25 protein-coding genes are annotated in these 26,367 nt (G+C 43.9%); 15 read left to right on the forward strand and 10 right to left on the reverse strand.

What is annotated here, in order from left to right; genetic code table 11:
• Nucleotides 1–41 precede the first annotated feature (41 nt).
• Genes zwf through GQS54_RS17420 form a run of 5 tightly spaced genes read left to right on the forward strand, consistent with a single transcriptional unit; the run spans nt 42 to nt 5,671 of the window.
• Nucleotides 42–1,532 carry a glucose-6-phosphate dehydrogenase gene (gene zwf / locus GQS54_RS17400; RefSeq protein WP_166425214.1) on the forward strand — a complete coding sequence of 497 codons (1,491 nt, stop codon included), beginning with the start codon at nt 42–44 and terminating at the stop codon, nt 1,530–1,532.
• Nucleotide 1,533: 1 nt separating this feature from the next.
• A complete protein-coding gene (pgl, locus tag GQS54_RS17405) occupies nt 1,534–2,226 on the forward strand; it encodes a 6-phosphogluconolactonase (protein ID WP_166425215.1) in 693 nt (230 codons plus the stop codon).
• Between the two features lie 9 nt (nt 2,227–2,235).
• Complete coding sequence (edd, locus tag GQS54_RS17410) at nt 2,236–4,059, forward strand: phosphogluconate dehydratase (RefSeq protein ID WP_166425216.1); 1,824 nt, start codon at nt 2,236–2,238, stop codon at nt 4,057–4,059.
• A 2-nt stretch (nt 4,060–4,061) separates the two neighbouring features.
• Nucleotides 4,062–5,015, forward strand: a complete 954-nt coding sequence (locus GQS54_RS17415; RefSeq protein ID WP_166425217.1) for a glucokinase — start codon at nt 4,062–4,064, stop codon at nt 5,013–5,015.
• A gap of 5 nt (nt 5,016–5,020) precedes the next feature.
• Nucleotides 5,021–5,671, forward strand: coding sequence for a bifunctional 4-hydroxy-2-oxoglutarate aldolase/2-dehydro-3-deoxy-phosphogluconate aldolase (locus GQS54_RS17420; protein WP_166425218.1), 651 nt, complete (start codon nt 5,021–5,023; stop codon nt 5,669–5,671).
• A 110-nt stretch (nt 5,672–5,781) separates the two neighbouring features.
• Here GQS54_RS17420 and GQS54_RS17425 read toward each other — a convergent pair whose 3' ends face one another.
• The 8 genes from GQS54_RS17425 to argC all read right to left on the reverse strand — a co-directional run bounded on the left by GQS54_RS17425 (nt 5,782) and on the right by argC (nt 13,466).
• Nucleotides 5,782–6,189, reverse strand: coding sequence for a YkgJ family cysteine cluster protein (locus GQS54_RS17425; RefSeq protein ID WP_166425219.1), 408 nt, complete (start codon nt 6,187–6,189; stop codon nt 5,782–5,784).
• A 140-nt stretch (nt 6,190–6,329) separates the two neighbouring features.
• A complete protein-coding gene (locus GQS54_RS17430; RefSeq protein ID WP_166425220.1) occupies nt 6,330–6,677 on the reverse strand; it encodes a HopJ type III effector protein in 348 nt (115 codons plus the stop codon).
• A 79-nt stretch (nt 6,678–6,756) separates the two neighbouring features.
• On the reverse strand, nt 6,757–8,067 hold the full coding sequence (gene argA, locus GQS54_RS17435) for an amino-acid N-acetyltransferase (protein ID WP_166425221.1): 1,311 nt from the start codon (nt 8,065–8,067) through the stop codon (nt 6,757–6,759).
• Between the two features lie 23 nt (nt 8,068–8,090).
• Entirely contained in the window at nt 8,091–9,467 is a 1,377-nt protein-coding gene (gene argH, locus GQS54_RS17440) for an argininosuccinate lyase (RefSeq protein ID WP_166425222.1), read from the reverse strand.
• Nucleotides 9,467–10,705, reverse strand: coding sequence for an argininosuccinate synthase (locus tag GQS54_RS17445; protein ID WP_166425223.1), 1,239 nt, complete (start codon nt 10,703–10,705; stop codon nt 9,467–9,469). The genes argH and GQS54_RS17445 overlap by 1 nt, the downstream gene beginning before the upstream one ends.
• A 35-nt stretch (nt 10,706–10,740) precedes the next feature.
• Entirely contained in the window at nt 10,741–11,658 is a 918-nt protein-coding gene (locus GQS54_RS17450) for an ornithine carbamoyltransferase (protein ID WP_166425224.1), read from the reverse strand.
• Nucleotides 11,659–11,667: 9 nt separating this feature from the next.
• Complete coding sequence (argB, locus tag GQS54_RS17455) at nt 11,668–12,441, reverse strand: acetylglutamate kinase (protein WP_166425225.1); 774 nt, start codon at nt 12,439–12,441, stop codon at nt 11,668–11,670.
• The gene (gene argC / locus GQS54_RS17460) at nt 12,438–13,466 is read right to left on the reverse strand and encodes an N-acetyl-gamma-glutamyl-phosphate reductase (RefSeq protein WP_166425226.1); all 1,029 of its coding nucleotides are present in this window, start codon (nt 13,464–13,466) and stop codon (nt 12,438–12,440) included. Before argC ends, argB begins: the two co-directional genes overlap by 4 nt.
• A gap of 339 nt (nt 13,467–13,805) precedes the next feature.
• Between argC and argE the strand changes: the two genes are divergently transcribed.
• The 3 genes from argE to GQS54_RS17475 all read left to right on the forward strand — a co-directional run bounded on the left by argE (nt 13,806) and on the right by GQS54_RS17475 (nt 16,635).
• Complete coding sequence (argE, locus tag GQS54_RS17465) at nt 13,806–14,951, forward strand: acetylornithine deacetylase (RefSeq protein ID WP_166425227.1); 1,146 nt, start codon at nt 13,806–13,808, stop codon at nt 14,949–14,951.
• A 200-nt stretch (nt 14,952–15,151) separates the two neighbouring features.
• Nucleotides 15,152–16,171 carry a galactose oxidase gene (locus tag GQS54_RS17470; RefSeq protein WP_166425251.1) on the forward strand — a complete coding sequence of 340 codons (1,020 nt, stop codon included), beginning with the start codon at nt 15,152–15,154 and terminating at the stop codon, nt 16,169–16,171.
• 56 nt (nt 16,172–16,227) lie between these two features.
• Nucleotides 16,228–16,635 carry a methylglyoxal synthase gene (locus GQS54_RS17475; RefSeq protein WP_166425228.1) on the forward strand — a complete coding sequence of 136 codons (408 nt, stop codon included), beginning with the start codon at nt 16,228–16,230 and terminating at the stop codon, nt 16,633–16,635.
• Between the two features lie 156 nt (nt 16,636–16,791).
• On the opposite strand, the gene GQS54_RS17480 is transcribed toward GQS54_RS17475, so the two are convergent.
• Entirely contained in the window at nt 16,792–17,589 is a 798-nt protein-coding gene (locus GQS54_RS17480; protein WP_166425229.1) for a hypothetical protein, read from the reverse strand.
• A 177-nt stretch (nt 17,590–17,766) separates the two neighbouring features.
• Between GQS54_RS17480 and GQS54_RS17485 the strand changes: the two genes are divergently transcribed.
• The 4 genes from GQS54_RS17485 (at nt 17,767) to trmL (ending at nt 21,452) form a co-directional block, all read left to right on the forward strand.
• Nucleotides 17,767–18,474: a response regulator transcription factor gene (locus GQS54_RS17485; RefSeq protein ID WP_166425230.1), complete on the forward strand. Its 708-nt coding sequence runs from the start codon at nt 17,767–17,769 to the stop codon at nt 18,472–18,474.
• Nucleotides 18,474–19,874: an ATP-binding protein gene (locus GQS54_RS17490; protein ID WP_166425231.1), complete on the forward strand. Its 1,401-nt coding sequence runs from the start codon at nt 18,474–18,476 to the stop codon at nt 19,872–19,874. The genes GQS54_RS17485 and GQS54_RS17490 overlap by 1 nt, the downstream gene beginning before the upstream one ends.
• 67 nt (nt 19,875–19,941) lie before the next feature.
• Nucleotides 19,942–20,919, forward strand: a complete 978-nt coding sequence (locus tag GQS54_RS17495; protein ID WP_166425232.1) for an alpha/beta fold hydrolase — start codon at nt 19,942–19,944, stop codon at nt 20,917–20,919.
• Nucleotides 20,920–20,987: 68 nt separating this feature from the next.
• Nucleotides 20,988–21,452 carry a tRNA (uridine(34)/cytosine(34)/5-carboxymethylaminomethyluridine(34)-2'-O)-methyltransferase TrmL gene (gene trmL / locus GQS54_RS17500; RefSeq protein WP_166425233.1) on the forward strand — a complete coding sequence of 155 codons (465 nt, stop codon included), beginning with the start codon at nt 20,988–20,990 and terminating at the stop codon, nt 21,450–21,452.
• Nucleotides 21,453–21,564: 112 nt separating this feature from the next.
• On the opposite strand, the gene fre is transcribed toward trmL, so the two are convergent.
• Nucleotides 21,565–22,278: an NAD(P)H-flavin reductase gene (gene fre, locus GQS54_RS17505; protein ID WP_166425234.1), complete on the reverse strand. Its 714-nt coding sequence runs from the start codon at nt 22,276–22,278 to the stop codon at nt 21,565–21,567.
• A gap of 526 nt (nt 22,279–22,804) precedes the next feature.
• Between fre and GQS54_RS17510 the strand changes: the two genes are divergently transcribed.
• From GQS54_RS17510 to rnr, 3 genes are all read left to right on the forward strand, one after another.
• Nucleotides 22,805–23,038 carry a TIGR02647 family protein gene (locus GQS54_RS17510; protein ID WP_166425235.1) on the forward strand — a complete coding sequence of 78 codons (234 nt, stop codon included), beginning with the start codon at nt 22,805–22,807 and terminating at the stop codon, nt 23,036–23,038.
• 106 nt (nt 23,039–23,144) lie between these two features.
• The gene (locus GQS54_RS17515; RefSeq protein ID WP_205967819.1) at nt 23,145–23,798 is read left to right on the forward strand and encodes a tetratricopeptide repeat protein; all 654 of its coding nucleotides are present in this window, start codon (nt 23,145–23,147) and stop codon (nt 23,796–23,798) included.
• Between the two features lie 139 nt (nt 23,799–23,937).
• The gene (rnr, locus tag GQS54_RS17520; protein WP_166425236.1) at nt 23,938–26,367 is read left to right on the forward strand and encodes a ribonuclease R; all 2,430 of its coding nucleotides are present in this window, start codon (nt 23,938–23,940) and stop codon (nt 26,365–26,367) included.

The following is a 26,367-nucleotide window of genomic DNA, read 5'->3' on the forward strand; positions in this document are numbered from 1 at the left end:
ATTCCAATCACGCAATTTCATTAATTAGCAGGTTAAACACAATGACGTTAGATAACTCATCCGCACCATGCGACTTTGTTCTATTCGGCACTAAGGGTGACTTAGCTCGCCGCAAATTACTTCCGTCGCTTTACCAGTTAGAAAAAGCACAATTAATGCATGCTGAAACCCGCATCTTGGGCGTCGCCCGCGATGCCATCAGCTTGCAAGAATATATTGCTCTGGTAAAAGAAAATATTGAAAAATTCGGTGGCGAAGCCCTTTGTGAAGAGACATGGGAGCGCTTTTGTGCCAAGTTAAATTATGTTTGCGTTGATATGAAAAACGCAGATAGCTACAGTGTTTTTCAAGAGCATGTCGATGCTGGCCGCACTATGGTGTGCTACTTCGCTACGCCTCCCTCTATCTTTGGTGATATTTGTCGTGGACTTAAAGCTGCAAACGTTATTGATAAAAGCATGCGCGTTGTGCTTGAAAAGCCCATTGGTCACGATTTAGAGTCATCTAAAGTGATTAACGATCAAGTTGCCGAGTTTTTCGATGAATCGCAAATCTATCGTATCGATCATTATCTTGGTAAAGAGACAGTTTTAAACTTAATCGCATTGCGTTTCGCAAACTCAATTTTTGCTACTAATTGGGATCATAACAGCATTGATCACGTACAAATCAGCGTAGCTGAGTCAGTAGGCATTGAGGGACGCTGGGGTTATTTCGATACTGCCGGACAAATGCGCGATATGGTGCAAAATCACTTATTGCAAATTTTGACGTTGATTGCTATGGAGCCGCCGACGACGTTAGATGCCGATAGCATTCGTGGTGAAAAGCTTAAAGTGCTTAAAGCATTACGTCCGATTAACTCAACTAATATCACTAAGAAAAGTGTTCGCGGTCAGTATATTAGTGGTTTCGTTAAAGGCAAAGAAGTGCCGGGGTATCTGGATGAGCCAGATGCTAATCCACGTAGCGAAACAGAAACATTTGTTGCCCTTAATGTTGATATTGATAATTGGCGTTGGGCTGGCGTGCCATTCTATTTGAGAACAGGTAAACGTTTACCAAACAAAACCAGTGAAGTGGTTATCTACTTTAAACGCCAACCCCATAACTTATTCGAAGATAGTTTCTCTCAGTTACCACCTAATAAGCTCACGATACGTTTGCAACCTGATGAGGGCGTAGAAGTCACCGTCATGAATAAGGTACCGGGTTTGACCAGTACCGGTGCCATGGATTTACAAAAATCCCGTTTGAATTTGAGTTTCTCTGAAGCATTCCAAGACGATCGTATTGCTGATGCCTATGAAAAATTATTGCTTGAAGTAATGCTAGGCAATCAGGCGTTATTCGTAAGCCGTGATGAAGTGGAATTTGCCTGGAAATGGGTGGATGGCATCATCGAAGCTTGGGGACACACTAATGAGCCTCCCGAGCCTTATCAGGCTGGAACTTGGGGGCCTGTTGCGTCTATCGCGCTGTTAGCCCGTGAAGACCGTGCTTGGTATGAAAGCAAAATAGGGAAAAAATAATATGTCATTAAGTGAAAATAATTTTCAGTCGACTGATGAATTAAATTCCACTTTTGCCGAGCGTATTGTGAATATTTTGCAAGCCGGTATTAGCGAAAATGGTCGCGCCAGTCTAGTTGTATCTGGTGGACGCACCCCCAAAGCTTTATTTAATTCGCTGTCGAATGTCGATCTTGATTGGTCAAAGGTTGATATCAGCCTTGCAGATGAGCGTTGGGTCGGTGTTGATGACGACGCAAGTAACGAAAAAATGGTTCGCCGAGAGCTTTTACAAAATAAAGCTGCCGCCGCAAATTTTATTGGTCTCAAAACTGCGCACGCGGATGCTAAAGAGGCAGTTGACACCTGTACGGCCAACTTAGCTAATTTGCATACGCCTTTTGATGTGTTGATCTTGGGAATGGGTGAGGACGGTCACACTGCTTCATTGTTCCCTTGCTCTGAGCAAATTCATCAAGGTCTGGATCAAGGCGCGCGTCGAACCTATATAGCGGTACAACCGACGACCGCTCCGAATCAACGTATGTCCTTGACGTTGCCGGCGTTGTTAAACAGCAAACATATTTTCTTGCATTTAACTGGCGCAGGTAAAAAGCAGGTATTAGACGAAGCCCTTAAAGGTGGCGACGAGCATGTAATGCCCATTCGCGCGGTGTTGAATAACGCCGACGTTGAATTAATGTGGGCGCCTTAGGAGAACATTATGAATTCCATTATCCAAGAAGTTACCCAGCGTATTATTGAACGTAGCCAAGGCTCTCGCAAAGCGTACCTTGATAAAATCGAAAAAGCGCGTTTACACGGGCCACATCGTGGCACCTTGTCGTGCGGGAATTTAGCCCACGGCTTCGCTGCGTGTGGTACTGAAGATAAAGCTGATTTACGCAGCATGACTAAATCAAATATCGCGATTATTTCGTCATACAACGACATGTTGTCAGCGCATCAGCCATACCATGATTATCCTGAAATTCTGAAGAAGGCTATTCACCAAGTTGGCAGCGTAGCGCAGTTTGCTGGCGGCGTACCAGCGATGTGTGATGGCGTTACTCAAGGCAACGCTGGCATGGACTTAAGCTTGATGAGCCGTGACGTGATAGCCATGTCGACTGCTGTTGCTTTGTCACACAATATGTTTGACGGCACGTTGATGCTGGGTATTTGTGACAAAATTGTCCCAGGATTATTGATTGGTGGTTTGAGCTTCGGACATTTACCTACTATTTTTGTACCCGCAGGGCCTATGCCTTCAGGTATTCCAAATAAAGAAAAGGCTCGTGTACGCCAAATGTATGCGGAAGGTAAGGTTGGTCGTGAAGAGTTGCTTGAGGCTGAGTCTCAGTCTTATCATTCTGCGGGTACTTGTACTTTTTATGGTACAGCGAACAGTAACCAATTAGTCGTTGAAACTATGGGCTTGCATTTGCCAGGTTCTTCTTTCGTTAATCCAGGCACATCTTTGCGTGAAGCGTTGACCGATGCTGCTGCACGTCAAGTGACGCGTATTACCGATCTAGGCGAAGATTATCGCCCAATCGGTCATATTGTGGACGCCAAAGCTATTGTAAATGGCTTGGTGGCGTTATTAGCAACAGGTGGTTCAACTAACCACACCATGCATTTAGTGGCGGTTGCACGTGCTGCTGGTTACACCATCAATTGGGATGACTTTTCTGATATCTCTGATGCTGTGCCGCTTCTTACGCGCATTTATCCTAATGGTTCTGCTGATATAAACCATTTCACTGCTGCTGGCGGTATGGCGTTGTTGTTCAGAGAATTATTAAACGCTGGATTACTCCACAATGATGTTAAAACCATCTGTGGCGATGGCCTTGAACGGTATACCCAAGAGCCAAAGCTCGAACAAGGCGAACTCGTATGGCGGGATGGCCCTACAGAGTCATTCGACAAACAAGTGGTTGCCACCGTGGCTGAACCCTTTAAGCCTGATGGCGGCTTGTCTGTACTGACAGGTAACTTGGGTAGAGCAGTGATGAAAACCTCGGCACTGCGTGAGCCCCATTGTATTATAAAAGCCCCTGCCGTTGTCTTCGAAGACCAGTTTGAATTGGCGGCAGCTTTTAAAGGCGGCGATTTAGATAAAGATTGTATCGTTGTGGTGCGTTTCCAAGGGCCTTCAGCCATCGGTATGCCAGAACTGCATAGCTTGACACCACCTTTAGGTGTATTGCAAGACAAGGGCTTTAAGGTGGCTTTGGTCACTGACGGTCGTATGTCAGGTGCTTCAGGTAAAGTACCTGCGGCTATCCATTTGACCCCAGAAGCGATTAAAGGTGGCTTGCTCGCGAAAGTTCAAAACGATGACCTAATCGAGCTTAATACCAAAACTGGCCATATTACCTTACACGTTCCTGAAGCTACGTTAGCAGCCCGTGAAGCGAAGGTGACCGACGTTGCGTCTCACCAAGTTGGTATGGGCCGTGAAATGTTTGCTGGCATGCGTTCTACCCTGACGGGCGCTGAGCAGGGCGCTTGTTCGCTTTTCGTCGGACAGGATGATTAATCGTGACAACTAATTTTGTCGCGGATATTGGTGGAACCAATATCCGCTTAGCGCAAGTTATTGACGGTCAAGTGGCTGATATTCGCAAATACCTGTGTGCCGATTTCGACACATTAACGGATGCGATTAAACAGTACTTTTCGGAATTTCCTGCTACCCAATTTGGTGCTGGCTGTTTAGCCATTGCATGTCCCGTTAGCGGCGACTTTGTTAAAATGACCAATCACACGTGGGCTTTTTCTATTCAAGCTGTGCAAAGTGAATTGGGCCTTAAGTGGCTAGGAGTCATCAATGACTTTGCGTCGGTAGCACATTCATTACCTAGATTGGGCGATAGTCAAAAAGTGCAAATTGGCCAGGGCAAAGCTGTGCCTGACGCTAATATTGCCGTGTTTGGACCAGGAACCGGTTTAGGTGTTGAACACTTAACCTGCACTGATGGGGCATGGAAAGCGCTTGATGGCGAAGGTGGACACGTTGATTTTTCAGCTGTCGATGAAAATGATATCGCTATTTTGCGCTTTTTAACTAAAAAGCTAGGCCATGCCTCAGCAGAAGAAGTGATGTCAGGAAGAGGAATTGTCCATATCTATCAGGGGTTGGCAGCGGCTAAAAATGTACCGTCAGAGTACAGTGACGCTGCAGATATAACCTCTCGGGCAATTGATAATAGTTGCGTCTTGTGCCGAGAAACACTTGAGCAGTTTTGTCGTATCATGGGGAGCTTTGCAGGTAATTTAGCGCTGAATTTGTGTACCCGTGGTGGTGTTTATATCGGCGGCGGAATTGCATCTCGATTTGTAGAGTTTATTGAGAAAAGCGAATTTCGCGCGCGTTTTGAAGCAAAAGGCCGGTTTCGTGATTACGTTTCCAGCATACCTACATATATTATAACAGAGCCTGATCATGGTTTGATCGGCGCGATGGCATACCTACAACAGCATTATAAAGGTTAACTACGATGACAAAAAATTGGAAAGTTTCTTCAGAAGAAATCTTTAGTGCGGGACCTTTAGTTCCAGTACTGGTTATTAAAGATGTGAAGCACGCCGTGCCTCTAGCTAAAGCGCTAATTGCAGGTGGTATACGCGTACTAGAAGTGACTTTACGTACCCCAGCAGCACTTGATGTGATCAAAGCTATTGCCACTGAAGTACCTGACGCCATCATTGGTGCGGGCACAGTGACTAACGCTAAGCAATTAGCAGACGTCGAAGCAGCAGGCGCAATGTTCGCGATTAGCCCAGGCATGACATCTGATCTTCTTGACGCGGGTAATAAAGGTGGTATCGCCCTTATACCTGGGATCTCTTCTATTTCTGAATTGATGCGCGGCATCGATTTTGGTTACACCCACTTTAAATTTTTCCCAGCAGAAGCATCTGGCGGTGTTAAAGCAATTAAAGCGATCGGTGGACCTTTCCCCGATATCGCCTTTTGCCCAACTGGTGGCATAAGCCCAACTAATTATGTTGAGTATCTATCACTACCTAACGTGCGTTGTGCAGGTGGTTCTTGGCTAGCGCCTGATGATGCTGTCGAGTCAGGTGATTGGGCTCGTATCACCGAGTTAGCGAAGCAAGGCGTTGCAGGCGCAGCGGGAATTAAATAACGTCATTTACGATGTTTTATAAAAGGTCACTGATGTGGCCTTTTTTGTCTGTTCAATTTAACGCGTAAATTTGCCTTTAAGCCTCCTTCAATCTTCCTTCAATCAGTTCATCACTTATCAAACGCAGGTCGACTATCTTTCATCAGAATATCTAGTTCTTGTTGGGCTTTGACGGGGTTGGCTAAGTCTTTATCTTCCAGCATCTCACATTCATCATTAAGCATTTGCTTGATTGTAACAGGGTAGTACCTGCAGTCATCTGGGCGGTCATAATAGATATCGCAGGTGTATATATCTTTTGCTTTAACGTTGCCCGGGTCAGCTGGGATGACGCGCAAAAAAGGGCAATAATTCAGTAGATTACCTGTTTTCGGACTTGCCCAAATCAAACCCTTTTTGACATATTGCGCGATGTCCGGGCGAAATAATTCCCACATATCTATCTCACTGTCAGTGACTGATAAACCGCCGTCACCATATTGGGTACAGCATTTTCCGCATTGAGTGCATTCTTTCAATTTAGGTTAGCGAGTCGATAAATAGTAACGGGAGTGTAGCAGAGAAAAAGCTAAGATGAGTTACCTCATCCTAGCGCTAATATGAGACCAGATGTTTATAACGTGAATCGCAATAAGCGGTTAACTAATGGAGTCTTAATTTATGCTAGCGGCACTAGCGCTGGGGCATTGAATTTAATACCACTCCAACCTGTATTCATAAAGTTACGGATGTTGCCATGGTCGTTGCCTTCAGGATGTTGCAAAACATCGTTTCGATAGAAGGTCCCGAATAAACTCACGGTTTCAAATTCAGAGAGCTGATGGAGCTGGGCAAAATAAAATATTTTACATGAGCCTTCATTGCTACCCTTTTCGTTGACTAGCTCACCATTAGTGAATGCTGTTGCTGAATATTGATAATTTTGTTGGATCACATTGATTACTTGGCTGAACTCAACATTTGCAGCTTGAGTTTGCACTTGGATGATCAGATCGTCTTTGGTCATGAAAGTCCTAAATTATACTAAAAAATAGCAAAGGAAATTTCGACAGAAATTGCCTTTGCAAATCATATTGAAGCTTCTATTACAGTGTTAAAACAAAGACTTTAGAATTGCGCTGGAAGTTATACAGTAACTTCTTTTTAGCGGGCAAGTCGTCCAATGAGGCGAGCACGAAACCTTGTTCTAAAAACCAATGAGAGGTCACCGTGGTTAAACAGAAGATAGACTTTAGCCCCTGTATTTTTGCTTGCTCACGAATGGCATTCAATAAGCGTTCCCCACGATTGCCGCCACGATAGTCAGTATGCGTTGCAACACACGCTAATTCGCCACATTGTTCTTCAGCGTAGGGATATAAAGCAGCACAAGCTATTGTCATACCATCGCGTTCGATAATGGTAAACTGCTCAATCTCACGCTCTAGAATTTCTCTGGAGCGTTTGACCAAAACGCCTTTTTCTTCCAGCGGGTTGATCAGATTTAAGATGCCACCCACATCTTCGATCGTCGCGCTGCGAAGTTGTTCATAATAACTTTGCGATATAAGCGAGCCAGCACCATCACGGGTGAACAATTCTTGTAGTAAGGCACCATCTTGACCGTAGCTCACGCAATGGCAACGACTTACGCCAGATTCGAGGCTGTCTATAATCGTTTGAATAGTGTGTTTTTCCGCATGGAAATGGGCTTGTTCTAACATGGGATACAATGAATTAAGTTGAATATTGCGTAACAATCGGCCTGTTTCATCTACTAAGCCATCTTGTTCAGAAAAGATAATCAACTTGTCAGCTTTGAGTGCTTTAACGGCATTTGTTGCCACATCTTCATGGCTTAAGTTGAATACTTCGCCTGTAGGGGAATATCCCATAGGTGGCAATAAAACGATGGAGCCATCTTCAAGATGATCATTGATACCCGTGACATCAATCCGTCGCACTAAGCCAGTATGTTCGTAATCTACTCCGTTGCGCACACCTATGGGCATTGCAACGACTAAATTACCAGAACAAACACGTATTTGTGCACCGTGCATGGGGGAATTGGCTAAACCCATGGTTAACAAGGCTTCAATTTGCGAGCGGACAGAGCCCGCTGCGTCTTTAACACATTCCAAGGTTTGTTTATCGGTAATACGCAGGCCTTCAGAGAAACGAGGCTCTACATGTCGCAGAGCTACACGTTGATCGATCTGCGGACGTGCCCCGTGAACCAAAATTAATCTTACGCCCAAACTGTTAAGCAGGGCGATATCTTGAATAATATTGGCGAAGTTCGCATCTTCAACCGCTTCACCACCAAACATCAATACAAAGGTTTTACCTCTGTGGGCATTAATGTAAGGTGCTGAATTACGAAAAAGCTTAACGCTGTCGTTGTGTGAAAGTACCACGTGTTTTCCTTACGCTTACACCGTTATTTTTTCAAAGATGCTTGAGCATTTTTCAGAGCTGCCAATACAGGCTTGATACCTGTTCCGCCCAAAATATCGCGCTTGTTTACCAAATATTCAAGTTGTAGAACAGGGTACACATCCTCTTCTATCACATCTGAATAGACTTTAAGTTCGGCAATACTGAGCTCTTCAATGGCTTTTTTCTTTTCAAGGGCATCCAGTACCACTCGGCCAGAAATATCATGGGCAGTTCTAAAAGGAATGCCTTTAGCAACCAAGTAGTCAGCTAGCTCGGTGGCATTAGCATAACCCTCGCGGGCTGCTTTCGCGCAACGTTCGCTATCCAGCTTGATACTGTCTACCACTTCACACGCAATGCGCAAACAAATGTGCCATTGGTTTGTGGCGTCAAACAAGCCCTCTTTGTCTTCTTGCATATCTTTGTTATAGGCAAGTGGTAAGCCTTTCATAGTCACAAGCATGGCTTGTAAGCTACCAAAAACACGGCCACATTTACCGCGCATCAATTCCAATGCATCAGGATTTTTCTTCTGGGGCATCAAGGATGAGCCAGAGGTAACGGCATCACCTAACTGAATGAAACCGGCTTCGCCTGAGTTGTAGAAGATCAAATCTTCAGCCATACGTGACAAATGCATCATGCTGGTACTAGCGACAAAAAGAAGCTCTAGTACGTAGTCACGATCAGATACCGCATCAAGACTGTTAATGCACGGGCTATCAAAACCTAGTTCTTCGGCAATTGCTTGGCGATCGATAGGGTAGGTTGTGCCGGCTAATGCACCGCTGCCCAGTGGACATTGGTTTAAGCGTGCTTTTAAGTCGTGAAGACGACCCAAGTCGCGCTTTAGCATTTCAACATATGCTAGGCACCAATGGGGGTAACGCACTGGCTGAGCACGTTGTAAGTGGGTATAGCCAGGTAGAATAACGTCTTGATTGGCGTCAGCGTTACCGACTAATGAAGCAATAACAGCTTCAACATCTTCCACTAAAAGCTCAACGTGTTCACGGGTCCATAAACGAAAATCCGTGGCGACTTGGTCATTACGGCTACGGCCAGTGTGCAGCTTGCGCGCTACATCACCAAGCTGCTCAATCAAGGTCGCTTCAACGAAGCTGTGAATATCTTCTTCACTGCTGGCGTCAAAGTCTAGCTCACCGGCATCCGCTTTTACCAACAAGGCTTTAAGGGCTTCTTCAAGTTGTTGGTGTTCGTCTTGGGTTAACACGCCCGCTTTTGCAATGGCACGGGCCCATGCGATTGAGCCGCGAATATCTTGGCTTGCCAATACTCTATCAAAAGGTAATGAGTCGTTAACAGTGCGAAACATTGCACTGCTGCCGTCTTGAAAACGCCCGCCCCACAAGCTCATTATTCGATACCTGTGTTTTTAAATGGAATGCCTTTTCTATTTAACGCACCAATACGGCTAGATAGACTGTATAAACGAATAAAGCCTTCAGCGTGGCTTTGGTCGTACACATCATCAGCACCAAAGGTCGCAAAATCTTCTGAGTACAAACTGTTAGGTGAACGACGTTGTGTAACAGTGGCTTGGCCTTTATATAACTTCACTACGATGTCGCCAGTGACTTGTTCGGCAAAGCTTGCAGCACCAGCCAATAATGCATCGTTAAGAGGGGTAAACCAACGCCCGTCATACATAACATGTGAAAATTCTAGACCAATTTGCTCACGGTATTTAAGCGCGGCTTTGTCTAATACTAAGCTTTCAAGAGCTTTATAGGCAGCTAGCATAACGGTGCCACCAGGGGTTTCGTAACATCCACGAGACTTCATGCCGACTAAGCGGTTTTCGACGATATCTATGCGGCCAACACCGTGAGCGGCAGCTAACGTATTCAATTTAACCAAACACTGATATGGACTAAGCGCTTCGCCATTAACTTTAACCATACGGCCATGCTCGAAGCTAACTTCAACACGCTCAGGGGTATTTGGTGCATCTTCCGGTGAAACTGTCATGGTCCAGACTTCTTTACTAGGCTCACACCATGGATCTTCTAGCTCACCACCTTCGTGAGAGATATGCCACGCGTTTGCATCTCGGCTGTATATTTTAGTCGCAGAAGCCGTTGTTTTAATGTTGCGTTCAGCGAGGTAATCGAGCAAGTCCTCACGAGAAACCATGTCCCACTCACGCCAAGGTGCGATGACAGTTAGCTCTGGTGCAAGCGCTGCAAAGGTACCTTCGAAACGTACTTGGTCATTACCTTTACCGGTACAACCATGACATAACGCATCAGCGCCGACTTTACGGGCAATCTCAACCTGGGCTTTGGCAATAATTGGACGCGCCATAGACGTACCCAATAAGTATTGACCTTCGTAAACCGCACCAGTTGTGATGGTTGGATAGATGTAATCAGAAACGAACTCTTCTTTTAGATCAACGATGTAGCATTCGCTTGCACCGGTTTTAATGGCTTTTTCTCGTAGCCCTTCTAATTCTTCGTCGCCTTGCCCTACATCTGCTGCAAAAGCAATGACTTCACAGTCATAATTCTCTTTTAACCAAGGAATAATCGCTGATGTATCTAAACCACCCGAGTAGGCTAATACCACTTTTTTAATGTTTTTCTTGCTCATTGTCTTTACCTAAAAATGTTAAATGGGATATAGGGTTACGCTGCGCCGCCAAGAAGATGCACTAAAATGGCATTCTGGGCGTGCATTCTGTTTTCTGCTTGCTGCATCAAAAGTGATTGCTGTGAATCAATCAAGGTGCCGCTAATTTCTAAGTCGCGATGGGCTGGCTGACAGTGCATAACATATTGTGCACCAGTCGATTGCATCATCGCTTCATCGATTTTGTATTTACCGAAGGCCTTTTTGATGGTTTCAATTGGAGTTTCGTCACCCATTGAAATCCAGGTATCGGTATACAGCGCTTGGGCGCCGTTGGCAGCACTAATATCAGTACTTATGACCAATTTACCGCCATTTTCTGCCGCTTTTTGCTCAGTCAACGCAACGATTTTTGGATCGACTTCGTATCCAGGAGGCGTAATCACTACGACTTCGCAGCCTAATGTTACACCGACAATCATCAAAGAATGTGTCACGTTGTTGCCATCACCGATATACGCTAGCTTAACATTGCTCAGATCGCCAAAGCGCTCCGTTAGTGTTAGGTAATCAGCCATGGCTTGGCAAGGATGATACATGTCGCACAACGCATTAATAACCGGCACCTTAGCGGCACTGGCCAGTTCTTCCAATGTAGAGTGAGCAAATACACGAGCGACAATAGCGTCAGCCCAACACGCAAGATTATTACCCATGTCTTTGGTATCTTCACGGCCAGCCAATTTATTGGATTGGCTGTCTAAATAAACTAAATGCCCACCCAATTTATGAATGCCAATATCGAAGCTGACACGGGTACGTAATGAAGGCTTTTCGAATAAAGCGACAATCGACTTACCCGCTAAGGCTTGACGATAATCAGCTGGATTATTCTTAATTGTGATAGCCAATTGTAAAAGCGCATTGAGGTCTTTTGCTGACCAATCAGTGAACGACAGTAGATCCTTTTTCATGGAGGTACCTTAAATATTTGGGATTATGGTAGTGCCAACAGGGTTACCCGCCAGCAATCCTAAGAGTTGCTCTGGTGTTTGCCAACTCGCGATTGTTATGGGGCGCTGTAAACTCGTCGCAGCATCAAGTGCGGCGTCAACTTTTACGTGCATACCATCTTTGATCACCCCTGAACTCACTAATCCATCAATATCTAGCGCAGTTAGTTGGTTGATCAGGGCTTTGTTGTGATCCAAAACACCAGGCACATTCGACAGCAACAGCAAATCGGCATTTAACAGTTGCGCAATAACAGTTGCTGCTTGGTCGGCGTTTACATTGAGTAAATTACCTTTTTCATCAGCTCCTATTGAGCTAATGATCGGCAGGATATTCGCCTCGAGCAACAAATTCAACATAGTTGGTGAATTTGCTTTAGCAACACCTACTGAGCCAAGAGCTGGATCAAGTGTTGTACAAATGGTCATATCGCCATCCGCTAGGCACAAACCGACAGGAGTCGTATCTGCGCGGATAGCAAAAGAGCATAACTGTTTATTCGCCGTTCCCGCTAGGGCACCGGTAATATAGGGCATGTGCTCGGGCGGCGTTACACGAAGGCCATTGATCTTAGTACTGGTTAACTGTAGCGATTCAAGTAACTGCTCAACCATTGGTCCGCCACCGTGAACTAATACCACAGGACGACTTTGTTGTAGTTGTTTGATAACGCTAAGTAATTGTAAGGCTTCTTTGGTGGCTTGCATAAACGCGCCACCAACTTTAATGACTAAAGGAGTCATGCTGACACCTCATGAATTAACCCTAATTGAGATACAAAGCCAAAGCGTAAATTAGCACACTGCATCGCTTGCGATGCTGCACCTTTTAGCAAGTTGTCGATAGCGCTGGTAATGACAAGGTAGCCTTTATCAGTATCTAGCTTCCAAAATAGATCACAGTGCGGCGTACCAACAACATCATCTAATTTCGGCCAAGTGTTGCGAATACGCACAATTGGGTGGTTCTGGTAAGCCTGAGCAAACGCATTAGCCACTGCTTGCGCACTAACATTTGCATTCACTTTAACGGTAATTGTAGCTAAAATTCCGCGTTTGAAGTTACCTAAATGAGGTGTGAAAATAACCTCACGGCCTAAATAGGCACTTATCTCAGGTTGATGGCGATGGCCCAATACACCATAGGCTTGTAAGCTTACTTCGCAAAAACTGCTGGCCATTGCCGCTTTACGACCCGCACCAGACACACCTGATACCGCATTAATAATAGGTAAGTGGCCATCTGCAATAAACCCCGCATTTTGCAACGGCTTTAAAGCACTCAGTGAAGCTGTCGGGTAGCAACCCGGCACAGCAACCACGTCCGCTTTTTTGATGTCTTCAGCAAACCAATCTGCTAAACCATAAACCGCTTGCGCTAAGCAGGCTGGCTGTTGGTGAGAAAAACCGTAGTATTGTTCAAATACTTGTTGGTCTTTTAACCTAAATGCACCCGACAAATCAAACACCACGGCTTTGCCGGAAGATAAAATGGGCATCCAGTCGTGACTTGCTTCATGAGGAGTAGCAAGAAAAATGACATCCATCTCATTCGCTAGCGAATTTAAGATATCGTCGTCCAATGGAGTAAGCGGCAAGTTTACTTGTGCAAACAAGTAACCATGCACGTCACCAAGCTTTTTGTTTGCATCTTGGCTTTGTGCTGACACATATAAGGCATTTAATTCAAAGCGTGGGTGGCGTTGAACCAAAGAGGCTAATTCGGCACCGGTATAACCACTGGCTCCGATAATACAAGTTTTGATCATAAAACGTATATCTCTAACTAATCTTGAAGATTTAATTTACTAAACAAAGGCGATAAAAATAAAAAAACCCAAAACCTTTAGCAAATGCTAAAGGTCTGGGTGAGCTAAACGCATCAGACCTCGACTTATCGTCGATACAACATGCTGGCGAAGCTAGGCAGGGAATCGAATGTTAATGTAATAGAATTCATATGCGTTATTAAACCGAATTAAGATAATATGTATGAATAATTTTAGCTAAAAGCGTATTCGCTAAATAGTTAAACCATGTTGTCGCCGAGTATGCCATGTGTTATATACTTATGCAAATAAAATGAATAATTATTTAAAGGTTTGGTTATGCCATCTTTGTCTTTTTTAGAACGTTATGCACACATTATAAAAACACCGTCTATCAGCGCATTTAGCGCAAATTTAGACCAGTCTAACCGGCCTATTATTGATTTGCTATCGGCCTGGTTTAGTGACTACGGTTTCAACATAAGTATTCAAAAAGTGCCTAATACGCGTGATAAATACAATATGTTGGCAAAAATTGGCACGGGTGAGGGCGGGTTGTTGTTATCGGGTCACTCAGACACTGTACCATTTGACGATAACAAATGGCAGTTTGATCCGTTTGTCGCAAAGCAGGCTGATGGCAAGTTATATGGCTTAGGAACCTGTGACATGAAGGGTTTTTTTGCATTCATTCTTGAAGCCATAAAGGATATTCCTCTTAAAAACTTGAAGAAACCACTCTACATTTTAGCCACCGCCGATGAAGAAACGTCTATGGCTGGTGCGCGGTTTTTTGTTGAGCAACAGTTAATCAAACCGGATATGGCGATTATCGGTGAGCCAACAGAGCTTAAACCGATATTCAAACACAAGGGGCATATGGGTCATAGTTTGAATATCGAAGGCAAAGCTGGGCACTCAAGCGATCCAGCGAAGGGCGTTAATGCGATAGAAATTATGTACCAGGCCATCGGGAAATTGATTGCTTTAAAACAGCAGCTAGCGGAAAAATACCGAGACGATGCGTTTAGCGTACCGGAAGTCACCATGAATCTTGGACATATTCACGGTGGGGACGGTGAAAATCGTATTTGCGGGCACTGCCAGCTAAATTTTGATTTACGTGCCATTCCTTCACTTAGTGATGAACAGGCTATTGCTATGATTGACGAGGCACTCGCGCCCCTAAAGCAAAAATACCCTCAGCGAATTACGCGTGAAGCAATGTACGAAACGGCACCTGCATTTGGATGTCGTAATGAACAAGGCATTTTAGAATTGGCAAAAACTTTAACTGGCTTCGATCCGGTTAGCGCTAATTACGCTACAGAAGCGCCGTTTATTAACCTGTTAGGCTGCGACACCATAGTGCTAGGTCCAGGCAGCATAGAGCAAGCCCATCAACCTGATGAGTTTATTTCTCTGCATTATGTTGATCCTACGGTTAACTTGCTACGCAATTTTATTAAACAGGTTTGCTTTTAATGAGCACCGCGAATCAAGGTTTTAAATATCGGTTGTTCACCGTGTTGTGTGTCGCGGTAATAAGTACCAGTGTGCTAAGTGGTTGTATTGTGAATACTCACTTAGGAGAAAATGAGGCGACCTTATTGCAACCTAAATTGTTTGAGGAGGTATTAACTCCGGCCGAACCGTTGAAACAATCAATAGCCTCTTATCCTGCGATGCCTGAAGCGGTTACAAACAATGCTGTAGCTAAAGTGGATACTTCTCAAGGCAGTTATTTATTGTCTTTTATGGGCTTAGGTGCAAAAAAATCCTCTGCTGCAGTACATAACAAAGTGTGGGCACTGAATATTAATCCTGATGGTAATGATAGCAAAAGGTTGAACGCTAATGTCAGCCAATGGCAAGCAAAATCACCGGTGCCATCAAGTTTGCCTCAGTCAGGTCGACTAGCCAGTATCGCCGTTGGTGTCGATGGTATGGCGTATATATTTGGCGGTTACACCGTTGACCAAGCGCATAACGAAGTATCGAGCCCTGATAATTTTCGCTATGACGTTGTGACCGATACTTATTATCCCATCTCCGCTACTCCCGTGGCAGTTGACGATGCAATTGCACTTGTTTATCACCAGCGGTATGTGTATTTAATTAGCGGTTGGCATAACGATGGTAATGTAAATTTAGTACAAATTTACGATGTGAAAACCGACACTTGGCAACAGGGATCGCCCTTTTTAGGACAACCAGTATTCGGCCATGCAGGTGCAATCGTTGCTGAGGATATATTGCTTTGTGATGGGGTTAAAGTCGATGTTCAACCCGATAAACGTCGCACGTTTTCAGCACAACGTGCTTGTTACCACGGTAAGATTAATAAGGATGAAGTGCATAAAATCGATTGGCGTTCGGTGGAACACCCTAACGCAGCAGCACGCTATCGTATGGCTGCGGTAGGTGATAGCGTAACGAATTCTGCGATATTTGTTGGTGGTTCAGATAACCCCTATAACTACGATGGGATTGGCTATAACGGTGAACCTGCAAAACCCAGTAAACAAATTTGGCGCTACGATTTCTCTCAGGCGAAATGGACAACGACTGAAATGAACAATGCGACTATGGATCACAGGGGACTTTTACCCATCGGAGAAGGTGATGAACGACATTTTGTGACCCTTGGGGGAATGGTTGAACATCAAAAAGTATCGAGTGCTGTAACCCCCATTGTTTTGTGAGCGATATAGCAGCATTAATTGGGTTAAAAATTTTAGTTAAGTTATTGGGGTAATATATGCAAAAAACGATTGCGCTAGTTGCGCACGACCACAAAAAACCAGAATTGATCCGCTGGGCAATAGAACATAGAAAAGAACTTTCTAAGCATAAATTAGTGGCCACAGGCACCACAGGAGGGTTGGTACAAGAGGCGTTAGATTTACCGGTTACCCGCTATAAGAGCGGACCACTAGGTGGGGACCAACAAATTGGTGCATTGATTGCCGAAGGTAAATTGGATAGTTTAATTTTCTTTTGGGATCCCCTTAATCCTGCACCTCACGACCCCGACGTTAAGGCATTATTGCGTTTGTGTTCTGTGTGGAACTTACCCGTCGCTTGCAATACCTCAACAGCGGATATGTTAATTACATCGCCACTGTTTATTGAAGGCTTGTACGAACGGGCAATGCCTGAGTATTAGGCTATGTTAAGGTCAATATAACACCTTAATCCAGAGCAATATCTTTATGGCAAGCTACAGGTTAGGCGCAGTCACTTGCGCTAATTCACATAGTTACGAGTAAAGGTAGTAATATGCTCGTCAGGCAGTCAATAGCGCATAACTTGGTAATAAAACTTAGGCGTCGTCTGCATGATGACGCTGTTTTCTAGACATTTTCTTTCTTGGTAATGACTGTATTTCAAGCATCTTTAGCTGTTGTTTGGGCGTTAACATATTCCAAAAATCATATTTGTTTTTAGCCTGACTTACTGCATTTTCAAGTTGAGAATCTTTTGTTTCTTGCGCCAATGCTAGCCAATCGCTTTTTAGCAGTTCATCACGTGATATTAGCGCTAGCAGACGTTCTTTAAATGCAATATGACTCGCTTTGTTTTTTTCGCGATTAGCTTTTTCTATTTCGTGCCCAGCGACCAATAGCGCGTCTTGTTGCTCAGTAAGCGCCAGCGCTTCGAAACGACGACCTCGATTATTTATTCGCCCCGCGGGCTTATCTGGTAGTGTTTCTTCACTGAGTTTATTAATAAATGACTGTTTCTGAGTCGTATCTAAGGTTAACCAAAGTTGATGTTGAATTTGTAGGTTTTGCCACATAAGTTCTGCGCGTAAGAGCAAGCTTTGCGCAATTACGCTGCGAATATCGTTTTCATTCCACACGGTGTTTTGCTCTAAGGTACGCAGAGCTTCGCGATTTGTATGCATGTCTTGTTTAAGCGTGACATTATCTGCGTCTTTCTGTTTAAGCCGTAATCTTAGGTCTTGACGCTGAGTGTCTGAAAGTTCCAGCTGTTTAAGTATGGGGTACAAATATCCAGGGCCATTATGCTCCAAAGGATTAACTTTCGCTGATGCTTGCGTTAAAAACATCGCTAACGAGATAGCGATAGGGGAAAACAATAATTTAATCGTCCGCATGAAATGTTCCTCGTAAGGGCTAGAATGCGGTATTAGTTTATCAATCCTTGCGCAAAGAAACGCAAGCCCAGTGTAAAGATTACGTAAATCGTAAGCCTCTGATGAGTGCTTCCGTTATTATTTTACGTATATAAATGCGACTTTTAATATGTTGCAGTGGCTGTAAGGAATATACACATGATAGAAAAGTCTCTGTTGTTGATAGATGATGACCATGCTCTGACTGAGTTATTGAAAGAGTACTTAAGCGCTCAAGGTTATAAGGTTCAGGTAGCCAGTGATGGCGAAGCGGGCTTATTTGCCGCCAAATCGGGTCAGTATTTCGATTTGATTATATTGGATGTAATGCTACCTAAATTAGATGGTTTTGAGGTGCTAAAGCGCTTGCGAGCTACGCATATTACACCTGTACTTATGTTAACAGCCAAAGGCGATGATTTTGACCGTATATTGGGTCTTGAACTAGGCGCTGATGACTACCTTGCCAAACCGTTTAATCACAGAGAGCTGTCTGCTCGGGTAAAAGCTATTGTGCGCCGGGTAGACATACAAGCTGGCCTGCAAGGCGATAAGCAAAAACAAAGTATGATAGAAATTGGCGACGTGCAATTAAATGTTGCGGCACAAACCGTGGCTTGTAATGCCCAGAAAGTTGAGCTGACAGGTACCGAGTTTGCAGTACTTCGATTATTGATGAGTTGTAGCCCAGATCTTGTGCCAAAACAGGCGATTAGTGAACAAGTGTTGGGGCGAAAGCTTGCCGCTTTTGATCGAAGTATTGATATGCATGTCAGTAACTTACGCAAAAAATTAAACCAATTCAGTGAACACGATAAAATTAAAACCCATAGGGGTGTCGGCTATGTTTATTTAGGTGAAATATAATGAACTGGCAGCATCTTAATCCGTTTCGTAGTTTGTATGGACGCATTTTTTTGTGGTTTTGGGGTACTACCATCGTGATGATAGTGGGTGCTGTCTGGATAATGCAAAGTATTAAAGCCGAAGTTGAATATCTGCCCATGGATGAGAAGCAGCAGTTTATGCTTGAAAACAGCCGCAAGTCGTTACAACGTCAGTTTTCTCGCAATCGCGACGGCGAGCCTGTGCAAAATACCTTAGAGCGTTTTGGTCAACGCGGCAAAATGACCGTTATTCTTCTTAACCCGCAAAATAAAGAAATTATATTAAGTGGCCCGATGCCACGCTTACACAATGAAAAACCTTTCTTAGATCTCATCGACTCGGCTAATCCTTTACGCATTATTACCCCTATGGGGGATTTTAGTGGTCCTATGGCGATTAACTTAGTGGACACAGATTACTTGCTGTTTGTTGGGCGTGTTCGACCAATGGGATTTCCCGGAGAAATGCGCCGAAAACCCCCTTTGTTGCTGATTAGTTTGGTGTTATTAATAAGTGCTTTTTTATGCTCTTTAATCGCTTGGTCGTTAGTTAAACCCATAAAGCAGCTGCAAGATGCTACCAAGCGTATGGCCAGCGGTGAATTAACGAGTCGCGTAGGATCAGCCAGTTATCGTGGTGACGAAATTGGTCAGTTAGGCCGAGATTTCAACCATATGGCGGAACAAATAGAAACGTTGCTAACTGGACAAAAACGACTGCTAGGGGATATTTCCCATGAGTTACGCTCGCCTTTGACGCGTATGCAATTAGCGATTGGCATTGCTCAGCAACAAGACCCATCAGTGTCATCAGCAAGTAATGAACAAGCGCTGGCAAGAATCGAAAAAGAAGCCCATCAAATGGAGCATATGGTCGCTCAGGTATTGATGTTGTCGAGATTGGATAGCAATGCGCGAGTTTCACAGAAGCGGACCATTAGTTTTGATGCTTTGCTAACGGGGCTTTTGGCCGATTGCGAATTTGAAGCTAAATCAATGGACAAGCAACTATCAGTAGACATTGAATGTGATGCCAATATGAGTGCTGATGAAGATTTACTTGCCAGTGGTATTGAAAACGTACTGCGAAACGCATTGAAGTATGCCGACCGGCACGTATCTTTTACCTTATGCATAAAAGACAACATGGCTGAATTGGTTATCTGTGATGACGGAGTGGGCATACCTGAGTCAGATTTGAGTAATATTTTCCAACCCTTCTACCGAGTTTCTAGCGCGCGGGATCGAGATAGTGGGGGAATTGGCCTTGGTTTAGCTATTGCCAGCCGAGCTGTGGCCGTGCATAACGGCAAGATTACTGCGCATAATCAAATTAAAGGCGGCTTGTGTGTGAACATTCGCTTACCCATTATTGATTAAAGCCATTGTATGCAGCCATAATCTGCTCTGCTAAGCTACCAGCCTAGTGAAACCATTGAGGCTAAATATGGCGGATAACTACCTAATAAGTAATGAGAAGCAACTTGAACTAACGTACCGCGATCAAATTAAACCATTGATGGCGGCCGTGGTTCAGGGCCACTTTGTCGGTGTGTCGGGAATTTCGATTAGCTATGCTTATTTATGCCATTCAGAGGCTAAAGGAGCGGTGTCAATTTCAACGGGCCGAATTGAATCTTGGGTTAAGTATCAAGAAGTCATGTTTGATTTGTACCAAAATGGCTATTCGGTGTTTATTCATGATCATCGGGGCCAGGGCTTATCGGGACGTATGACCCGTAATCCTCATATGGGTTTTGTACATGATTTTTCCGATTATGTGGCCGATTTTAAACAGTTTTATCAACAAATAATTCAACCGAATGCTCGCCATAAGCCGCAGTTGTTATGTCATTCAATGGGCTGTGCGATTGGCGCACTGTATATATTGGCGCACCCTGATGACTTCTCGCAAGTTGTTTTTTGCGCGCCTATGTTTGGTATTCGCCCTGCTTTACCCAATTTTCTAGCAAAAATGCTAATAGGTGCGAATTTGCTTATTAGTCGTGGTCTAGGACACGATGCAAGTTACTTTCTAGGACAAAAAGACTATCAAGAAACTGAATTCTCCCTTAATGAACTTACCCATAGCGATACGCGCTATCGAATATTCAGAGACGAATATACGCTAAAGCCCGAAGTGCAACTTGGTGGTGTAACGGGGCATTGGCTGCGGGCTGCATTGATTGCTATGAACAGTATTGAAGAAAATGCAGCTCAGATTGCGCTCCCCGTATGTGCAGTGCAAGCAGGTGATGACACAGTCGTTGACAATAAACGACAAAGCCGGGTTCTAGACAGAATGCCGAACTGTAAGGTATTGAGAATAGCTGGGGCAAGGCATGAGGTATTACTCGAACAGGACCAATATCGCCAGCCGTGTATGCAGCAGATACTCACCTTTATGGATACACCGCCAGTGTGATAAAGCTTACCAGCACAAGCGCATATTTGTTAGAATCGCTTTAATCTAGAACTACTGTGACATTATAAATGCTGGATATCGTTTTATATCAACCTGAAATTCCACCCAACACAGGCAACATTATTCGTTTATGCGCTAACACGGGTTTTGCGTTGCACTTAATCGAACCATTAGGATTTGAATGGGATGACAAGCGAGTTCGCAGAGCAGGGCTTGATTACCATGAATTTGCTAATGTGGTGCGCTATCCCAATTTGCAGGCTTACTTAGATACTAGGCAGCCGAAACGCGTGTTTGCTTGCACGACCAAAGGTACAACTTTTTTTGCTAAGGCTGAATATAGGATTGGAGACGCACTGCTGTTTGGACCCGAAACACGTGGTTTACCGGATGATGTGATCCAGAGTTTACCGCCTGAACAGCGGGTACGTATTCCTATGCTTGCAGACAGTCGTAGCATGAATTTATCAAATGCCGTATCTGTATTTGTGTATGAGGCTTGGCGGCAGCTAGATTTCAGCGGTGCTGTTTAGCGCATCTGAACCGATAAAATTTAGCATCAAAGTTGTATTGCTGATACGCAGCAATACAACGTGTGTTTTGTCGCTCGGTTTCCACTTATGTTATTTAATATTCACTGAGCTATTAAATAAACTCGAAGGCATCGCCATATAGGTTTTTAAGTATTAAACCTTGCTGGTGGAATTCTTCCCGCGCGATACCCGCCATCTCAAACCGTCCGGCGACATAAACACGATAGGGCTCTAAACTGACAAAATCTTCAAGTACGGCCTTGTGAACCCAGCCCGTTTTCCCCGACCATTGATGGCCAGGATGTTCAACAACCGGAATAAAGCTAAAGTGTTGATGTTGTTTTGCTAACGCAACTAATTCTTCATAGGCGTACATATCGGCAGTGGAACGAGTCCCCCAATACAGGAATAAGGGATCTTTATGACCTTCAGTATGCTGTGTTACCTCAAGTATTTTTTGCAATATAGCTTGGGCGTAAGAAAAACCTGTACCGCCAGCCAGTAAAACAGTCGGCATGCTAACGGTAGTTCGGGCGTACGCACTGCCTAAGCCGCCATTTACCGTTATTTCGCCATCTTGACGCATTCTATCAAGTACTTCACCAGCGTAACTATTGCCAGGCTCAGCGCCGATATGTAGTTGAATCTTTTCGTCTTTGCGTGGTGCATTAGCAATAGAAAATGGTCGTTGGTCATCCTCATCCATAACTACTTTTAAATACTGCCCAGCTTGGTGAGAAAAAGTTTGTTCAGGGGTAAGTGTCACCAAACTTACGACTGGATTAAGAGCAACGATTGAATCAACCTTACAAAGGGTGTGGTGCATAATAATGTTCTACGCTTATATCAAATTGCGGTATTAAAGCCGCAAATAATTAGAATGTTAATGAAGTTTATCGTGAGCGTATCTGCTTTCGCTTAATAAATCTTCTTAAGAATTGCAGAGTAACGTGAGGTTCAAACTGCTAGCGTTAATTTTTATTGCTTAAATGTATATTTAATCAAAGATCGAATGAATAGAATAGTAAAGTTCATAACGGCATTATTTTTAGAGTATAAACTGCTCGCCGCCAAGTTACGAGATGGATCGTTAGACCTTGTTATTTTTAGTTATTTTATGATTGCACTGATTTATCCAAGAACAAAGATTTAGATTTTTAGGCTTGCTTTTGTGAGCGGCTAATGGTTTATTGACTTAGCAAGTTATGCAACGTTAATTGGTTCGCTCGACATACTTTTGAATCGCATAAGGGCAGGTTTGTTATCTACTTTGATGCGTATTATTTAGCTGGTAAAAGTAAGCTGAGCAAGCTTTATGTACAGCCTTTATAAACACTTCTCGAGGATTGCCTATGTCTCTTACCACTGAAATGGTTAATGAGTTTAATTTATTATTAAAGTTTCCAACGACCAGCCTCATGCAAGGACTGAAAGTTCACAACGACGCCGAGCCTGATGTCATTGCAGCGGCTAAACGTTTATTCGACAAAGGAATTATTACCCTACCTGATGGTGGTTATTTGACTGACCTCGGTCATGATCTAATTGAGCATGCACAAGTCGTACAATCTGCATTAACGAGTTAATCACGCGTTTAGCGTTATATTAAAATAGCAATTAGGCAGTTTTGGGTTTATCAATTCTGACAACTGCCGATAATACTTATATGAGTCTCAGCTATTTGATATCACTATGACCTTATTCTTACCTAAAACGTCTCAATTTACATTGTTTGCAATAGTGCTAACTTTGCTTTCTGTTTGTTCATCTTTTAGCCAAGCAGCAGAGGAAATTAAAGCGGTGCAGCTTTATTCTCAGGATGAATTATTACGCTTAATCCAGCGCAATGAACATTTAACACAAGTGGTATTAGATGACTGCCAACTGGTACAAGATATCGAAGCTAGAGCGCAGACGCTAAAAATACCAGCGTATCAGTTTTTGTGGGGTGACATGTTGGCTTGGGGTGTGTGTGTCACTGCTGAGCCTGAACGAGGTATTAATTTTATGCGCCAAGCGGCTGATCAAGGCTTGGCTGAGGGGCTAGAGCAGTTAGGTCGATATTATGCGCAGGGTAAATTGGTTCAGCAAGATAAAGAGCGAGCAGTCGTATTTTTGCGTGAAGCATCTATGTTGGGTAATCAAAAGGCGCAAATTGAGCTGGTGGACTTATTCCTAGATGGTTATGGCAGCCCTTATGATTACGAAGACGCTTATCATTGGTTGTATAATGCAATTACTAACGATAAAAAAACGCATCAAAAAATCACGAGTTGCTTAACTAAGTTAGAAAAGCTGATGCATCCTAAGGCGGTACGTAAAGCAAAACGTCCTTTGGACACCTAATTCACTTCACTTTAATTCCCTCTGTTTACTGTATATAGATTCACTTGCGTCCCGTTGTGGTCAATAAAGCGTTTTTAATTGCGTCAGCTTCGTTATACTAGGCGCATAATTTACCTTACATGGAAACGCCATCACTTATATGAGCGACGATCCCTTTTACCAGCGCGAGAAAGAAAAATACGAGAACCCAGTAGCTAGCCGAGAATATTTACTGCAAATGCTTACTGATGCTAAAAAGCCGTTATCCTTTCTTGAATTTTGTCATCTATTAAATGCCGAAGATGAAGATAGCCGCATTGGCATCCAACGTCGTCTGCGTGCAATGGAGCGCGAAGGGCAAATCGAATTCAACCGTGATAAAAAATACGCCAAACTTAAATTAGAAGAGTTGATTCAAGGGCGCGTTATTGGCCACCGAGATGGGTTTGGTTTTTTAAAACGCGATGATGGCGAAAAAGATTTATTTATCCATAACGCACAAATGTCTACCGTATTACATGGTGATATTGTGTTGGTTAAAGAAAGTGGTACTGATAATCGTGGTCGCCGAGAAGCGCGTATCGCTAAAATTATCGAACCTCGTAGTGAACCTATTGTAGGGCGTTACTATTTTGAAAATGGTGTCGGTATGGTTATTCCTGATGACAGCCGCATTAACCATGAAATTACTATCCCCCCAGAATATGTAAATGGTGCCCGTCAAGGGTTTATCGTCGTGGTAGAAATTGTTCAGCGACCCAGACGCCGTGTAAATGCTATCGGTAAAGTGATTGAAGTGTTGGGCGAGCATATGGCTCCGGGCATGGAAATTGACATGGCGTTAAGAACGTTTGATATTCCTCATGACTGGCCAAAGGGTGTCACCAAACAGATTCAAGACCTCAATGAAGAAGTGCCGGAAGAAGCAAAAGAAAATCGCGTCGATTTACGTCAATTACCGCTGGTAACTATCGACGGGGCTGATGCCCGTGATTTTGATGATGCAGTATTTTGTGAACCTCTCGACGACGGTGGTTGGCAATTATGGGTGGCCATAGCAGACGTTAGTTATTACGTACGACCAGGTACTGCTCTTGATAGCGAAGCTCAAAATCGAGGTAACTCGGTTTATTTTCCTGAGCAAGTTATTCCAATGCTTCCCGAAGTTTTATCTAACGGCCTATGTTCATTGAATCCTCAAGTTGACCGTTTATGTATGGTATGCGAAATGACCGTCAGTTCAAATGGAGACTTAGTAGAACATCAATTCTATGAAGCGGTGATGAACTCTAAAGCGCGTTTAACCTATACAAAAGTGTGGGATCTCTTGAAAGATGAAGACGCGCAAGGCAACTCAGAGTTGCATAAACGTTACGCCGAGCAAGTACCTCATTTAAAAAACTTGCATAATATGTACCGCACGCTAAAGCGTAGACGCAGTCAGCGTGGTGCTATTGAGTTTGAAACCCAAGAAAGTAAGTTCGTATTTAATGCTCAGCGCAAAATAGATACGATCGTACCTGTGACCCGCAATGATGCTCATAAACTGATCGAAGAGTGTATGATTTTGGCGAATGTGGCTGCGGCAACAACCTTATCTAAGCAAAAAGCCGAGGCGCTTTATCGCATTCATGATGAGCCTGACGCCGATCGGTTAACTGCATTTTTGTCTTATCTTGCTGAGGTGGGTATTACTCATCATATTAGCAAAGATGCATCGCCTCAAGAGTTCACTGAAGTGATCAATAAAATTCAGGGGCGAGCAGATCAAGAACTTATTCAAACCATGCTGCTGCGTTCAATGAAACAAGCTGTATATAGCCACGAAAATATCGGACATTTTGGATTAGCGCTAGATGCTTATGCTCATTTTACTTCTCCTATTCGTCGTTATCCTGATTTGGTAGTCCATCGTGCGTTAAAAGCAACGATTGATAAAAAGCAGCAACGAAAGAGCAAAACAGGCGGTAAAGCATATTCAGCAGAAGAAGTTGAAACGTTAGGTGAGCAATGCTCGATGACGGAGCGACGTGCTGATGATGCCACACGAGATGTATCTGATTGGCTCAAGTGCGAGTTTATGCTCGACCATGTTGGTGATACGTTCGAGGGTGTCATTGCGTCAGTGACTAGCTTTGGTTTCTTTGTACGTTTAAGTGAATTTCATATCGACGGTTTACTGCATATCTCTGCACTTGATAACGACTTTTATCACTTTGACGAAACCAAACAACATTTAGCCGGTGAAAACTCAGGTCTTGTTTATCGGTTAGGTGATCTTCTTGAAGTAAAAGTTGCCGGCGTGAACCTAGACGAGCGAAAAATTGATTTTGTATTAGCCAATGCACCGCCCAAAGGCAGAGGCACAAAACGCGGAGCTAAAAAGTCTTCGTCAGCCAAAAAAGGGGCGCCAGCGAAGGGCAGTCCAGTATCTAAGGCGGCGGCCGACTCTGCAAATGCGAAAGATGGTGCTAAAGCAAACCCAGCCAAGAAAAAGTCACGTACTCGACGTTCCAAGGCAAAAGGGGCAACTGAATCGAAGCCCGGGACTAAATCACGCCGTTCGTCGGCCAGTAAAGGAAGTAAATAA

This window comes from Paraglaciecola sp. 20A4 (genome assembly GCF_011378905.1).
Classification (GTDB): domain Bacteria; phylum Pseudomonadota; class Gammaproteobacteria; order Enterobacterales; family Alteromonadaceae; genus Paraglaciecola.

Bases quoted from the DNA above. Each gene is read 5' to 3' on its own strand.
- zwf (WP_166425214.1), top strand. From the start codon at position 42: ATGACGTTAGATAACTCATCCGCACCATGCGACTTTGTTCTATTCGGC.
- pgl (WP_166425215.1), top strand. From the start codon at position 1,534: ATGTCATTAAGTGAAAATAATTTTCAGTCGACTGATGAATTAAATTCC.
- edd (WP_166425216.1), top strand. From the start codon at position 2,236: ATGAATTCCATTATCCAAGAAGTTACCCAGCGTATTATTGAACGTAGC.
- GQS54_RS17420 (WP_166425218.1), top strand. From the start codon at position 5,021: ATGACAAAAAATTGGAAAGTTTCTTCAGAAGAAATCTTTAGTGCGGGA.
- GQS54_RS17430 (WP_166425220.1), bottom strand. From the start codon at position 6,677: ATGACCAAAGACGATCTGATCATCCAAGTGCAAACTCAAGCTGCAAAT.
- argH (WP_166425222.1), bottom strand. From the start codon at position 9,467: ATGAGCTTGTGGGGCGGGCGTTTTCAAGACGGCAGCAGTGCAATGTTT.
- GQS54_RS17445 (WP_166425223.1), bottom strand. From the start codon at position 10,705: ATGAGCAAGAAAAACATTAAAAAAGTGGTATTAGCCTACTCGGGTGGT.
- GQS54_RS17450 (WP_166425224.1), bottom strand. From the start codon at position 11,658: ATGAAAAAGGATCTACTGTCGTTCACTGATTGGTCAGCAAAAGACCTC.
- argB (WP_166425225.1), bottom strand. From the start codon at position 12,441: ATGACTCCTTTAGTCATTAAAGTTGGTGGCGCGTTTATGCAAGCCACC.
- argC (WP_166425226.1), bottom strand. From the start codon at position 13,466: ATGATCAAAACTTGTATTATCGGAGCCAGTGGTTATACCGGTGCCGAA.
- argE (WP_166425227.1), top strand. From the start codon at position 13,806: ATGCCATCTTTGTCTTTTTTAGAACGTTATGCACACATTATAAAAACA.
- GQS54_RS17470 (WP_166425251.1), top strand. From the start codon at position 15,152: ATGCCTGAAGCGGTTACAAACAATGCTGTAGCTAAAGTGGATACTTCT.
- GQS54_RS17475 (WP_166425228.1), top strand. From the start codon at position 16,228: ATGCAAAAAACGATTGCGCTAGTTGCGCACGACCACAAAAAACCAGAA.
- GQS54_RS17480 (WP_166425229.1), bottom strand. From the start codon at position 17,589: ATGCGGACGATTAAATTATTGTTTTCCCCTATCGCTATCTCGTTAGCG.
- GQS54_RS17485 (WP_166425230.1), top strand. From the start codon at position 17,767: ATGATAGAAAAGTCTCTGTTGTTGATAGATGATGACCATGCTCTGACT.
- GQS54_RS17490 (WP_166425231.1), top strand. From the start codon at position 18,474: ATGAACTGGCAGCATCTTAATCCGTTTCGTAGTTTGTATGGACGCATT.
- GQS54_RS17495 (WP_166425232.1), top strand. From the start codon at position 19,942: ATGGCGGATAACTACCTAATAAGTAATGAGAAGCAACTTGAACTAACG.
- trmL (WP_166425233.1), top strand. From the start codon at position 20,988: ATGCTGGATATCGTTTTATATCAACCTGAAATTCCACCCAACACAGGC.
- fre (WP_166425234.1), bottom strand. From the start codon at position 22,278: ATGCACCACACCCTTTGTAAGGTTGATTCAATCGTTGCTCTTAATCCA.
- GQS54_RS17510 (WP_166425235.1), top strand. From the start codon at position 22,805: ATGTCTCTTACCACTGAAATGGTTAATGAGTTTAATTTATTATTAAAG.
- GQS54_RS17515 (WP_205967819.1), top strand. From the start codon at position 23,145: ATGACCTTATTCTTACCTAAAACGTCTCAATTTACATTGTTTGCAATA.
- rnr (WP_166425236.1), top strand. From the start codon at position 23,938: ATGAGCGACGATCCCTTTTACCAGCGCGAGAAAGAAAAATACGAGAAC.